Origin of the sequence: Vagococcus teuberi (assembly GCF_001870205.1) — a bacterium.
GTDB classification, from domain to species: Bacteria; Bacillota; Bacilli; order Lactobacillales; family Vagococcaceae; genus Vagococcus; species Vagococcus teuberi.
This window is the reverse complement of record NZ_CP017267.1, coordinates 1,350,817-1,363,496: the sequence shown is the minus strand read 5'-3', so window position 1 is coordinate 1,363,496 and position 12,680 is coordinate 1,350,817. Positions and strand designations below refer to the sequence as shown.

The following is a 12,680-nucleotide window of genomic DNA, read 5'->3' as shown; positions in this document are numbered from 1 at the left end:
TTTTTAAATTAAAAAGATAATTTTTATACAGAAATGAGAAAAATTGTTGAAAATATCAAGAGCGAAAGCCAGAAAAAAATATTGAATAGATAAACTAATAAACCAAAGAATTCTTATAAAAATGGATAAGCGACATAAAGAAGAATATACATAGTTATATCATTTCATTAAATCATAATAGATACTATGATATACTCATCGTGGATATTAAATTTACGGAGGGTATTATGGATAATAATTCAAACGATATGAATCGATTGCTACAAGAGTTAGCAAATCAAAAAAATAAAGATAGAAAATATCTCTTAAAAATAGAAATAGCAAAGGCGACTGATAGAAGTGTGAAGTTAGCCTTACAAGAGATATTAGATGATATTGAGAAAAAAGAAAAGACCAGCCGTATCATTGGGATTATTGCCTTAGTTGTTATAATCGGTGCTGTTTTATTTGTATTAGGCACACGAGAATCTAATTCAAAGAATACGGATAAATCTCCAATCACGTCATCAAGTTCTAGCGAAGTAGTATATTCAAGTCAAAGTGATTCAACAGAGATAAAAGAAAGTGGCAAGAAAGAAGTCAGTTTAACAAATCATCAAGTAGAAGAATGGGTTAGTGCAGTGTGGGATAAAAGACATCAAAACTATCCTGATTTGAAAGATAAGCGACTGAATATTAGAACTGATGATACAGACAAACTTGTCTACATTGATGTATTACCACCAAGAGATAAAGAGGTAGATAAATATTCTGTTTTTCGTATCAATGCAAAAGGTGAGTTAGAAGAATCAGGTTATTTTAATCCAAATGGAGGAATTAATAATTGGGTGGTTGTTTCAAGAGAATTTATGGATACATCAGAGGTTGATGTTAAACCAAAAATCACAGTTGATCAAAGTAGTTCTAAACAAAGTATTACCTCTGATGAAGCAATAAAATGGGTACAAGATTATTTAAGATCACAGGCTACAGAGCCTCTAGATTTTGAGGAAGTAACTTTTGACACGCAACAAAGTAGTGAGGGATTAACAGAAATCATAATGTACACTTGGAATCCAGCACATACAGCAAAAACTTTTGTTGCTGTATACAGAGTGAATGCTGATGGTAAACTTGAAGAAGGTTCAATATATGGACATGATGACTGGCATGTTGTCAGCGATGAATTTATTAAATAATAAAGAAAGACGAGTCACCTATTTTTTAGGTGGCTTTTATTTATATAGAAAACCATGATAAAATTTACCATAACAACCCAATGAGTAAGTGGAGGATTTTATGACCATTATAGATGACTTATCAAGATTAACGCATGTTACGCCAAATGAAAAAGCATTAGTAAGCTATATTTTAGCTAATACACAAGACGTTCTAAACTATTCTCCCAAAGAGTTAGCTGATGAGGCTTTTGTGTCTATTGCAACGGTTTATCGTTTACTAAAAAAATAGATCAACCTGGTTTCAATGAATTTAAAGTTGCTTTAGCACAGTCTTTGTCTACAGAACGAGTTGAGTTAACTGACGTAAATGTAGATTATCCAATTAAAGAATTAGAAACAACAGATTCCATGATTAATGCTATGGAAAAGTTATAACAAAAAACGCTTTTAGAAACAAAAAAGGTGAGTAATGCTTCTTCTTTGAAAGAAGCCGTAGATTTAGTAATGCAAGCAAAACAAGTTGATGTTTACATATCAGCTGGTAATTTATATTTTGCACAGAATCTTCAGTTTCAATTACAAGAGATTGGTTATGTGATACAAGTACCACAAGAAGATTATCTCCAACGTTTATATGCAGCTAATAGCACATCAGACCATGTAGCATTAGTGATTTCTTATGGTGATAGAGGACACACGACTCGAGCAGTTGTAGATTTACTAGTGAAAAATCAAACACCGATTATTTTAATCACCTCAACACAATCAAATCCTTTAACCACGTTTGCAGATATTAAATTATATATGAGTTCAGTCGAAAATCATTACAATAAATTATCCTCTTTTTCGACACGTTTTTCTTTATTGATGGTACTTGACTTACTTTATGCTGAAATATTTAGTCGCGAATATGACTCTAATCTAGAGTATAAAGTAGCTAATTATCAGAAAATGAATGGTGAATTGAAATAGATGTTTCAATATAAGTTAAGCTTTTTAGTTGAAATTGATAACAATGTTTCAACTTGTTTCATAAAACCTCTTACGTAAAAAAATCGTGGTAGTATTTAATTACAAGGAGATGAGTTTTATGAAAACAATTGTATTAGATATAGATGGAACATTATTAACCACACAAAAAACTATTACGGAAGCAACGAAAAATTGTTTGATTGACTTGCAACAAAAAGGAAATAAATTGATTTTGGCATCAGGTAGACCAACTACAGGGATGCTACAATTATCTGACGAGTTAAAAATGGCTGAATATGATGGATTACTTGTATCTTATAATGGTTCAAAAGTGATTGATTGCCATACAAATATGGAATTATTTAATCAGGCAATGAGTATTGAAGAGGGAAAAGCGGTCTTAGAACACATGAAACAGTTTAAAGTGTCACCTATGATAGATAAAGATGATTACATGTTTGTGAATGATGTTTTTGGGTGCGTGATTGATTATAAAGATGCACCATTTAATGTTATTGAATATGAATCTCGTGGTGGTCATTATAAATTGTGTGAAAAAGATGATTTGGCTGAGTTTCTAGATTATCGAATTAATAAAATTTTGACAGCAGGAGAACCTAATTATTTAGCTGAAAATTATAAAAAAATGATGGAACCTTTCAAAGATACATTAAATTGTGTCTTTACGGCAGATTTTTATTTTGAATCTACGGCAAAAGGTATCGATAAAGCAAAGGCTTTGGATACTGTTTTACGCCCATTAGGAATTTTTCCAGAAGATGTCATTGCTTTTGGTGATGGTCATAATGATAGGACTATGCTTGAATACGCAGGTGTTGGAGTAGCAATGGAAAATGCGGTGAAAGAGTTGAAAGATTCTTCAGACATTACCACAAAATCAAATGATGAAGATGGTATTGTCCATTTTTTTAATGAATTATTTGGTTAGGCAGATAAATAGATAAGGTTTGCATAGTATGATACACTTTCTTTATAATTACTTTTAGTAAGTGAAAAGAGAGGTGTCGTGTATGACAAAAGGTAAACCCCGTTATTTATTGCAACACATAATAATTAAGTCGATATAGCAAAAGTATCGATAAATGCTGGAGTGGATGTTAACAAATAAGTTATATACTGTAGCAAAAGGTAAAGCAGAAATCTTATATCTTGCAACACGCAACGTCTAATTAGATAGTTTATAACCGTTTTGGTGGCAATGTGATTATTTCAGTGGCTGAAAAAGGCCATCTTGAAAATGTTAAACTATTGCTTAAATATGGAAAAATGGAGATCAATCATTAGAATGACTAAGGATACATAGCTTTAATAGAAGCAGCCGCGCTAAAATATGGTTCAAAAGTCTATAAACAAATCGTTTCTGAACTGTTAACAAATGGAGTTTGTAAAACATTAAAAGATAGTTTACAACGAATAGCAGAAGATATGCATCACAACTATGTTACGAAATTATTGAAACAGTATTAAAAATGTTATTAAAATGACCGTTTAAGTGCTACTATTTTGCCCTTATAATGGTTATTTTGTTTGAGAATGATAAATTTTAAAAAAATATCTCTTAATCGTCCCTTTTTTTTTTTAAAGAGTTTTATTTTTCATAAACAAATGATAGAATGTATAAGATGACCTTATTATGTAAGATGTCAGTACTTCTAGGAGAATAAGGATGAGAGGGTAGGAAAGAATTCATGGCTAATTTTTTAAAGCAATTAATTGAAAATGATAAAAAAGATTTAAAACGCTTAGGTCATATGGCTGATAAAATTGATAAACTAGCACCACAAATGTCAGAGTTATCAGATGAAGAATTAAAACAAAAAACTGAGGAATTTAAAGCACGTTATGCTAAAGGTGAAACACTAGATGATTTACTTTTTGAAGCTTTTGCCGTAGTAAGAGAAGCAGCAAAACGTGTATTGGGACTATTTCCATATAAAGTACAGATGATGGGGGGGATTGTGTTACACGAAGGTGGTATTCCAGAGATGAAAACCGGTGAAGGTAAAACATTGACTGCCACTATGCCTGTATATTTAAATGCATTATCTGGTGAAGGGGTGCATGTTGTAACTGTAAATGAGTACTTATCAACACGTGATGCGAGTGAAATGGGTGAATTATATAATTTCCTTGGATTAACAGTTGGTTTAAATATTAATTCAAAATCTTCTGACGAAAAACGTGTGGCCTACGCCTGTGACATCACTTACTCAACAAACAATGAATTAGGATTCGACTACTTAAGAGATAACATGGTTGTCTATAAAGAACAAATGGTTCAACGGCCATTAAACTTTGCAGTAGTGGATGAGGTCGATTCAATCTTAATTGATGAGGCAAGAACACCATTGATTATTTCTGGACAAGCAGAAAAATCAACGGCTTATTATACAAGAGTTGATAACTTCATTAAAACATTAGTTGAAGAAGAAGACTATAAAATTGATGTTCAATCTAAAACAATTAGTCTAACTGAGCAAGGGATTACTAAAGCAGAAAAAAACTTTGATGTAAGTAACTTATACGATATTGAAAACACATCATTAACTCATTATATTGATCAATCACTTCGTGCAAACTACATTATGTTACGAGATATTGATTATGTGGTACAAGAAGGAAAAGTACTAATTGTTGATCAATTCACAGGTCGTATCATGGATGGTCGTCGTTATTCGGATGGTCTTCATCAAGCAATTGAAGCTAAAGAAGGCGTTGAAATTGAAGATGAAACAAAAACAATGGCAAATATTACATTCCAAAACTACTTCCGTATGTATAAAAAGTTATCAGGAATGACTGGTACGGCGAAAACAGAGGAAGAAGAGTTTAGAGAAATCTATAACATGCAAGTTATTCAGATTCCGACAAACAAACCAATCATTCGTGATGATAGAGCGGATTTATTATATCCAACTTTATCAAGCAAATTCCAAGCTGTAGTAAAAGATATTAAAGAGCGTCATGAAAATGGTCAACCAGTCTTAGTCGGTACTGTAGCGGTTGAAACATCAGAATTATTATCTGATTTATTAACAAAAGAAAAAGTACCTCATCAAGTCTTAAACGCGAAAAACCACTTTAAAGAAGCGGAAATCATTATGAATGCTGGTCAAAAAGGCGCAGTAACAATCGCGACAAACATGGCTGGACGTGGTACGGATATTCGTTTAGGAGCAGGGGTTCGTGAAGCAGGAGGACTTGCTGTTATTGGTACAGAACGTCATGAATCTCGTCGTATTGATAACCAGTTACGTGGACGTGCGGGTCGTCAAGGAGATCCGGGTATGTCTCAGTTCTATTTATCATTAGAAGATGATTTAATGAAACGTTTTGGTTCTGAAAGAATTAAAGTATTCTTGGATCGCATGAAATTAGAAGACGAAGATGCCGTTATTCAAAGTAAAATGTTATCAAAACAAGTAGAATCAGCGCAAAAACGTGTTGAAGGGAATAACTACGATACACGTAAAAACGTCTTACAATACGATGATGTTATGCGTGAACAACGTGAAGTTATCTATAAACAACGTCGTGAAGTAATCATGTCAGATGTTGACTTAGAACCAGTATTATTAGGAATGGTTGAGAGAACAATTGGTCGTTATGTTGATGGTCACACTCAAGGAGAGAAAAAAAATTGGAATCTTGAAGGTCTAGTTGATTTTGTTGGTTCAACAATCACTCATGAAGATGCGATTAGTTTTGCTGACTTTGAAAATAAAACACCTGAAGAGATGAAAGCATTTATCTATGATAAAGCCAAAGCTATTTACGAAGAAAAAGCTGAAATCTTAAGCAGTGAAGAACAACTGATAGAATTCCAAAAAGTTGTTATTCTAAGAGTAGTTGATACAAAATGGACTGACCATATAGATGCAATGGATCAATTGAGAGAATCAATTGGCTTACGTGCATACGGTCAAAATAATCCATTGGTTGATTACCAAACAGAAGGATATGACATGTTCAACAATATGGTTGGGTCTATCGAGTATGAAGTAACACGTTTGTTCATGAAATCAGAAATTAGACAAAATGTTCAACGTGAACAAGTTGCTCAAGGTGAAGCGGTAAAACCAACTGTTGAACAAGGTCAAGTATCTAACGATGAGAAGAAACAACCGATTCGTGTTGACGAAAAAATCGGACGCAATGATTTATGTCCATGTGGCAGTGGCAAGAAGTATAAAAATTGCCATGGTAAACCATCATAATAAATCAAGGAGCGACTTAGTTTAACTGAGTCGCTTCAATTGTTTACAAAATAAGGAGATTATTTTATGGAAATAAGCGATATAAAAAATGAATTAAGTAAAATAGAGACAAAAATTACTAATTTTAGGGGGTCTCTTTGACTTAGAATCACTTGAGGAACAAATTGCTGAAGGTGAATATGAGATGGCGACTCCTGGTTTTTGGGATGATAACGAATCAGCTCAAGTTGTTATAGATAAAGTCAATCAGTTAAAATCACAATATGATACTTTTAAAAATACAGAAGAAGCCTATGAAGAATTAGAACTTTTACTTGAAATGGTTGAAGATGAAAATGATAGTGAGATGCAAAAAGAATTAGAAGAAAAATTAAATCAAACGATTCAAATTGTTGAAGACTACGAGTTATCTCAATTATTAAATGGTGAGTACGATCAGAATAATGCTGTATTAGAGCTGCATCCAGGAGCAGGTGGCACTGAATCACAAGACTGGGGTAGTATGCTTCTTAGAATGTATACTAGGTGGGCTGAATCAAAAGGTTTTCAAGTAGAAACACTTGATTATCAAGCTGGTGATGAAGCTGGTATTAAAAGTGTTACGTTATTGATTAAAGGATACAATGCTTATGGCTATTTAAAATCAGAAAAAGGGGTACATCGTTTGGTGCGTATCTCGCCATTTGATTCAAACTCCAGACGACATACGTCATTTTGTTCAGTAGATGTGATGCCAGAATTAGCGAATGATATCAATATTGAAGTGAAACCGGATGATATTAAAGTTGATACATTTAGAGCAAGTGGAGCAGGTGGCCAGCACATAAACAAGACTGATTCAGCCGTTCGTATTACACATATTCCAACTGGATTTGTGGTTTCTAGTCAGGCTCAACGTTCCCAATTAAAAAATAGAGAACAAGCAATGAGCATGTTAAAAGCAAAATTATACCAATTAGAAATAGAAAAACAGGAACAAGAAGCTGCGGCAATAAAGGGCGAGCAACTAGAAATCGGCTGGGGATCGCAAATACGTTCATATGTGTTTCATCCATACTCTATGGTAAAAGATCATCGAACAAATTATGAAGTTGGAAATACGCAACCAATAATGGATGGTGATATAGATGGGTTTATTGATGCTTACCTACGTTGGAAGTTGTAATACTTTATTTGACAGTTAACAAGTAATTGATATATATTTGTAATCAAATTCCAAAGAAGACATGTTATACTGTATGAGAATAAGATTGTGTCGTTTAAAATAACAGGTTGGAGAGATAAATCTATGATAGAAATGAAAAAAGTAACAAAAAAATACTCCAATGGGACAACAGCCATTCGTAACTTATCTATCACTATCAATCAAGGTGAGTTTGTATATGTCGTTGGTCCAAGCGGGGCAGGTAAATCAACTTTTATTAAATTGATGTACCGAGAAGAAGTCGCGACAAAAGGGACACTTAATGTGTGTGGTTATGATTTATTAACAATAAAAAATCGAAATGTACCATACTTACGTCGCGAAATAGGTATCGTGTTTCAAGATTATAAATTATTACCACAAAAAACAGTCTATGAAAATGTTGCCTATGCTATGCAAGTAATCGGTAAAAAACCGCGTGAAGTAAAACGCCGTGTTTTAGAAGTACTAGACTTAGTTGGGTTAAAGCATAAAGTACGTGTGTTCCCAGATGAATTATCAGGTGGGGAACAACAACGTGTGGCGATTGCTAGAGCCATCGTTAATACACCTAAAGTATTAATTGCTGATGAACCAACAGGGAACCTTGACCCAGAAAATTCTTGGGAAATTATGGAATTATTAGAAAGAATCAATAATCAAGGGACTACGGTCGTCATGGCTACGCACAATAGCACTATCGTAAATGAAATCCGTCATCGCGTGTTGGCTATAGAAAATGGACGTATTACAAGAGACCAAGATGAGGGGGATTATGGCTACGATGATTAGTAATTTTTTTAGACATTTAGGCAGTGCGTTAAAAAATTTAAAAAGAAATGGCTGGATGACAATAGCATCGGTTAGTGCTGTGACCGTAACGTTAACACTTGTAGGAATATTTTTGGGTGTCATATTAAATGTGGCGAAAATTGCCGATGATATCAAAGATAATGTCGATGTATCAGTTTTTGTTGATATTGGAACTCCTGATAATGAAGTGAAGGAATTAAGTAATAAATTAAAAGACATCAAGGGTGTGTCTAAAGTAACATTTTCGAGCAAGCAAGATGAATATAAAAAGTTAGTTGATAAATTAGGTGATACGTGGAAATTGTTTGGAGAAGATGAAAATCCGCTATATGATGTGTATATTTTAACTGCAAAAGATGCTGAGGATATCCCATCTATTCAAAAAGCGGCAGCAGCATTACCTAGTGTATCAAAAGCGGATTATGGTGGTCGAAATTCCGATAAGTTATTTAAATTATCTAAAGACATTAGACTTTGGGGAACAATTGCAGCTGTTTTCTTACTAGGTGTAGCAGTCTTCTTAATTTCTAATACCATTCGAATTACCATTATTTCAAGAAAACGTGAGATTCAAATTATGCGTTTAGTTGGAGCTAAGAATAGTTATATAAGAGGGCCATTCTTTTTAGAAGGAGCATTTATTGGTATTTTAGGTTCCGTTATCCCAGTTCTATTAGTAACATTCGCTTACCCAAGAGTTTATGTCATCTTTACGAAAAGTATGATTGCTAATGCTTCCTATGACTTAATTGCGCCAGGTAACTTAATTTGGCAATTAAATGCTTTATTAATAGTTGTTGGTGTAGTGATAGGGTCAATTGGATCAGTTATGTCAATGAGACGCTTTTTAAAAGTGTAATAGTAAAATTGTGAGAATAAGGAATGTGTTCCTTATTCTCTTTTTTGTACATTTTATTCACGAATGATACACCAGGTATGCTATAATGTAGAATAGAGAATATAGAAGGAGTGATGTATATGACTGATCACCAGACTGATAGTTTACAATTAGTAGTCATTACTGGAATGAGTGGTGCAGGTAAAACTGTAGCGGTACAAAGTTTTGAAGATATGGGTTACTTTTGTATCGACAACTTACCACCAACGTTAATTCCAAAATTTTGGGAATTGATTAAAGAGTCAGGTAAAATCACTAAAATTGCATTAGTTATTGATTTAAGATCTCGAGCGTTTTTTGAAGAAATTCAAAGCATGCTAGTTGAAATAGAGAATACAAAATTAGTTGATACGACGGTGATGTTTTTGGATGCGTCAGACCAAGAGTTAGTATCACGATATAAAGAAACAAGAAGAGCCCATCCTCTTGCAATGGATGGTTTAGTAACAGATGGAATCAAAAAAGAGCGTGCCCTTTTAGAAGAGTTAAAAGGGGAAGCACAACTTGTCATAGATACAACTGAACTAGCACCAAGAGAGTTAAGAGAACAAATCATGCAAAACTTTAAAAATCATGATTCTGATACCTTTAGAGTAGAAATGGTCTCTTTTGGTTTTAAATATGGTTTGCCTATTGATGCTGACATTGTCATGGATGTTAGATTTTTACCAAACCCACATTATGTTGAGGAGCTAAGACCGTTAACTGGAAAAGATAAGCCAGTGTATGATTATGTCATGAGTTCAGAGATGACAGAATCTTTCTATAAAAAATACGAAGATTTAATTTTAGATATATTACCAGGATACATTAAAGAAGGAAAAATGAGTTTGACGATAGCGATTGGTTGTACAGGAGGTCAACATCGTTCAGTTGCCTTAACCGAGCGATTAGGAAGCAAAATTTCGGAAAACTATAAGACTAATATTACCCACAGAGATATGATGAAACGTAAGGAATCAATCAATCGTTCATGAAAACGTATCGCATAAGAAAACCTAAAATTGTTGTGATTGGTGGGGGAACGGGCTTACCAGTCATATTACATGGTTTGAGAGATCAAAGTGCTGATATTACAGCAATTGTGACCGTAGCAGATGATGGTGGAAGTAGTGGGCTTCTACGTCAAAGCATTAATATGAGTCCTCCTGGCGATTTGAGAAATGTTCTTGTAGCTCTATCTGATATGCCACAAATGTATGAAGATATTTTTCAGTATCGATTTAAAGAAGAAGATAATTTTTTAGCGAATCATACGATAGGAAATCTAATTATCGCTGCGATGTCTGAGATGAAAAATAGTACTTATGAAGCAATTCAGTTATTAAGTAAATTTATGCATGTTGACGGGCATATTTATCCAGCAAGTGAGCAGTCAATGACGCTTCATGCTAAATTTTCAGATGGCAGTAATGCTACAGGTGAGAGTGTTATTGCAAAAGAAAGAAAGAAAATAGATTACGTATACGTAACCAATACAGCAGATGGTAAACCAGTAAAACCTGCTAGAAAAGTTATTTCAAGTATTCGTGAAGCAGATATGATTGTTCTTGGACCGGGTAGTTTATTTACGAGTATTTTACCTAACTTAATGATTAAAGAACTTGGCGAAGCTGTATGTAAGTCTGAAGCTGAAGTCGTTTATATTTGCAACATTATGACGCAAAAAGGAGAAACAGAGCATTTTTCTGATGCGGAACATGTAAAAGTATTACATAATCATTTAGGAAAACAATTTATTGATACTGTGTTAGTTAATACAGAACCAATACCTGAAGATTATATTGATCCTGATGTATATGACGAGTATTTATTACAGGTAAAACATGATTTTAAAGGATTGCGTGATGAAGGATGTCGCGTGATTTCTGCTGATTTTTTAGAATTAAAAGACGGCGGCGTTTTCCATGACCGAGCAAAAGTTGTAGATGAGCTGTTTCGTTTGGTTTTTGGAGCTAAATATTAGAAGAATGGGGTGGTCAACATGTCTTTTGCATCGGATGTTAAAAAAGAACTGACAACACTAGAAGTTCATAAAGAACATGCAAAAGCGGAATTGGCAGCTTTAATTCGAATGAATGGTTCGGTGACATTAGCCAACCGACAATTTGTGTTAAATGTACAGACTGAAAATGCGGCAATAGCTAGACGGATTTATACATTATTAAAAGATCACTATGAAGTAAATAGTGAATTATTAGTACGTCGTAAAATGAAACTGAAAAAGAATAATGTGTATATTGTTCGATTGAAACAAGGGACAAAAGAAATATTAAATGATTTAGAAATCATGGATGGTGTGATGTTTAACACACATGTTTCAGATAATATTATGGGCAATGAACAAAAAATGCGATCTTATCTTCGTGGTGCATTTTTAGCTGGTGGTTCTGTTAATAATCCTGAGACAAGTCGCTATCACTTAGAAATTTATTCGATGTATGAAGAACAATGTCTTGATTTGTGTGAAATGCTAAAGTTTTACGGCTTGAATGGCCGTGTCGTTGAAAGACGTACTGGGTTTATTACTTATTTAAAAGGGGCAGAAGAAATTGCTGATTTCTTAGTCTTAGTTGGTGCGACTAATGCCATGCTTAAATTTGAAGATGTCCGTATTGTTCGTGATCTACGCAACTCAGTGAATCGCTTGATGAATTGCGAAAATGCCAATATGAACAAAACAGCAGATGCGGCAAAACGCCAAATCGAAAACATAAAACTTATTAAAGATACAGTTGGTTTAGAGCAATTACCAGAAAAATTACGTGAAGTGGCTGAAGTAAGACTTGAAAACCCTGAAATTAGTTTGAAAGAACTGGGAGAGATGATTCCTTCTGGTCCAATCACTAAATCTGGCATCAATCATCGTATTCGAAAAATTAATGAATTTGCGAATACTTTAGTTGAAACGACTTAAATAAGTAACCAATGGGATAGCCTTATCTGTAAAATAAATAATGTTATTTACGGATGGGGTTTTTTTATGTTTTTTTCCTCTAAATATCTTTAATTAAATATGGTATAATGTGAAAGTGATTGTATGATATGAATCAGTTGGAGGAGGGGCGATATGGAAATCGAAAAAACAAATCGAATGAATGCTTTATTTGAGTTTTATTCAACTCTTTTAACTGAAAAACAAATGAATTATATTGAATTATATTATGCTGATGATTTTTCTCTAGGGGAAATTGCGGAAGAATATGATGTAAGTAGGCAAGCTGTCTATGACAATATAAAACGTACTGAAAAATTGCTAGAAACATATGAGAAAAAATTACATTTATATTCAAATTATGTGGTTAGACAAGAGATGATTGATGAAATTAAATCATTACTTAAAGAGTCTTATCCCGAAACAGAGAAAATTAAAGCATTATTAGATAATATTCAAGAAATAGAAGAAGAGTAGGAGT

General features: G+C 33.4%; 12 protein-coding genes. All 12 read left to right on the top strand.

Annotated elements, in window-relative coordinates; translation table 11 throughout:
- Window positions 1–227 precede the first annotated feature (227 nt).
- Window positions 228–1,178, top strand: a complete 951-nt coding sequence (locus tag BHY08_RS06565; protein WP_071457112.1) for a hypothetical protein — start codon at window positions 228–230, stop codon at window positions 1,176–1,178.
- A gap of 100 nt (window positions 1,179–1,278) precedes the next feature.
- On the top strand, window positions 1,279–1,449 hold the full coding sequence (locus BHY08_RS10760; protein WP_084657201.1) for a hypothetical protein: 171 nt from the start codon (window positions 1,279–1,281) through the stop codon (window positions 1,447–1,449).
- Between the two features lie 191 nt (window positions 1,450–1,640).
- Complete coding sequence (locus BHY08_RS10755; protein WP_084657200.1) at window positions 1,641–2,132, top strand: MurR/RpiR family transcriptional regulator; 492 nt, start codon at window positions 1,641–1,643, stop codon at window positions 2,130–2,132.
- Window positions 2,133–2,250: 118 nt separating this feature from the next.
- On the top strand, window positions 2,251–3,081 hold the full coding sequence (locus BHY08_RS06555) for a Cof-type HAD-IIB family hydrolase (RefSeq protein WP_211267900.1): 831 nt from the start codon (window positions 2,251–2,253) through the stop codon (window positions 3,079–3,081).
- Window positions 3,082–3,841: 760 nt separating this feature from the next.
- Window positions 3,842–6,370: a preprotein translocase subunit SecA gene (secA, locus tag BHY08_RS06550; RefSeq protein WP_071457110.1), complete on the top strand. Its 2,529-nt coding sequence runs from the start codon at window positions 3,842–3,844 to the stop codon at window positions 6,368–6,370.
- Between the two features lie 66 nt (window positions 6,371–6,436).
- Window positions 6,437–7,535 (top strand): peptide chain release factor 2 gene (gene prfB / locus BHY08_RS06545; protein ID WP_157093640.1). Its coding sequence is split into 2 segments (ribosomal slippage): window positions 6,437–6,508 and window positions 6,510–7,535, totalling 1,098 coding nucleotides; the frame shifts between segments, so codons are not numbered across the junction.
- 123 nt (window positions 7,536–7,658) lie between these two features.
- The gene (gene ftsE, locus BHY08_RS06540; RefSeq protein WP_071457108.1) at window positions 7,659–8,345 is read left to right on the top strand and encodes a cell division ATP-binding protein FtsE; all 687 of its coding nucleotides are present in this window, start codon (window positions 7,659–7,661) and stop codon (window positions 8,343–8,345) included.
- The gene (gene ftsX / locus BHY08_RS06535) at window positions 8,338–9,225 is read left to right on the top strand and encodes a permease-like cell division protein FtsX (protein WP_071457854.1); all 888 of its coding nucleotides are present in this window, start codon (window positions 8,338–8,340) and stop codon (window positions 9,223–9,225) included. The genes ftsE and ftsX overlap by 8 nt, the downstream gene beginning before the upstream one ends.
- 119 nt (window positions 9,226–9,344) lie before the next feature.
- Window positions 9,345–10,241 carry an RNase adapter RapZ gene (gene rapZ / locus BHY08_RS06530; protein ID WP_071457107.1) on the top strand — a complete coding sequence of 299 codons (897 nt, stop codon included), beginning with the start codon at window positions 9,345–9,347 and terminating at the stop codon, window positions 10,239–10,241.
- Window positions 10,238–11,230: a gluconeogenesis factor YvcK family protein gene (locus BHY08_RS06525; RefSeq protein WP_071457106.1), complete on the top strand. Its 993-nt coding sequence runs from the start codon at window positions 10,238–10,240 to the stop codon at window positions 11,228–11,230. The genes rapZ and BHY08_RS06525 overlap by 4 nt, the downstream gene beginning before the upstream one ends.
- 18 nt (window positions 11,231–11,248) lie before the next feature.
- On the top strand, window positions 11,249–12,181 hold the full coding sequence (gene whiA, locus BHY08_RS06520) for a DNA-binding protein WhiA (protein WP_071457105.1): 933 nt from the start codon (window positions 11,249–11,251) through the stop codon (window positions 12,179–12,181).
- Window positions 12,182–12,334: 153 nt separating this feature from the next.
- Entirely contained in the window at window positions 12,335–12,676 is a 342-nt protein-coding gene (locus BHY08_RS06515; protein ID WP_071457104.1) for a putative DNA-binding protein, read from the top strand.
- Window positions 12,677–12,680 lie beyond the last annotated feature (4 nt).

Bases quoted from the DNA above. Each gene is read 5' to 3' on its own strand.
- BHY08_RS06565 (WP_071457112.1), top strand. From the start codon at position 228: ATGGATAATAATTCAAACGATATGAATCGATTGCTACAAGAGTTAGCA.
- BHY08_RS10760 (WP_084657201.1), top strand. From the start codon at position 1,279: ATGACCATTATAGATGACTTATCAAGATTAACGCATGTTACGCCAAAT.
- BHY08_RS06555 (WP_211267900.1), top strand. From the start codon at position 2,251: ATGAAAACAATTGTATTAGATATAGATGGAACATTATTAACCACACAA.
- secA (WP_071457110.1), top strand. From the start codon at position 3,842: ATGGCTAATTTTTTAAAGCAATTAATTGAAAATGATAAAAAAGATTTA.
- ftsE (WP_071457108.1), top strand. From the start codon at position 7,659: ATGATAGAAATGAAAAAAGTAACAAAAAAATACTCCAATGGGACAACA.
- ftsX (WP_071457854.1), top strand. From the start codon at position 8,338: ATGATTAGTAATTTTTTTAGACATTTAGGCAGTGCGTTAAAAAATTTA.
- rapZ (WP_071457107.1), top strand. From the start codon at position 9,345: ATGACTGATCACCAGACTGATAGTTTACAATTAGTAGTCATTACTGGA.
- BHY08_RS06525 (WP_071457106.1), top strand. From the start codon at position 10,238: ATGAAAACGTATCGCATAAGAAAACCTAAAATTGTTGTGATTGGTGGG.
- whiA (WP_071457105.1), top strand. From the start codon at position 11,249: ATGTCTTTTGCATCGGATGTTAAAAAAGAACTGACAACACTAGAAGTT.
- BHY08_RS06515 (WP_071457104.1), top strand. From the start codon at position 12,335: ATGGAAATCGAAAAAACAAATCGAATGAATGCTTTATTTGAGTTTTAT.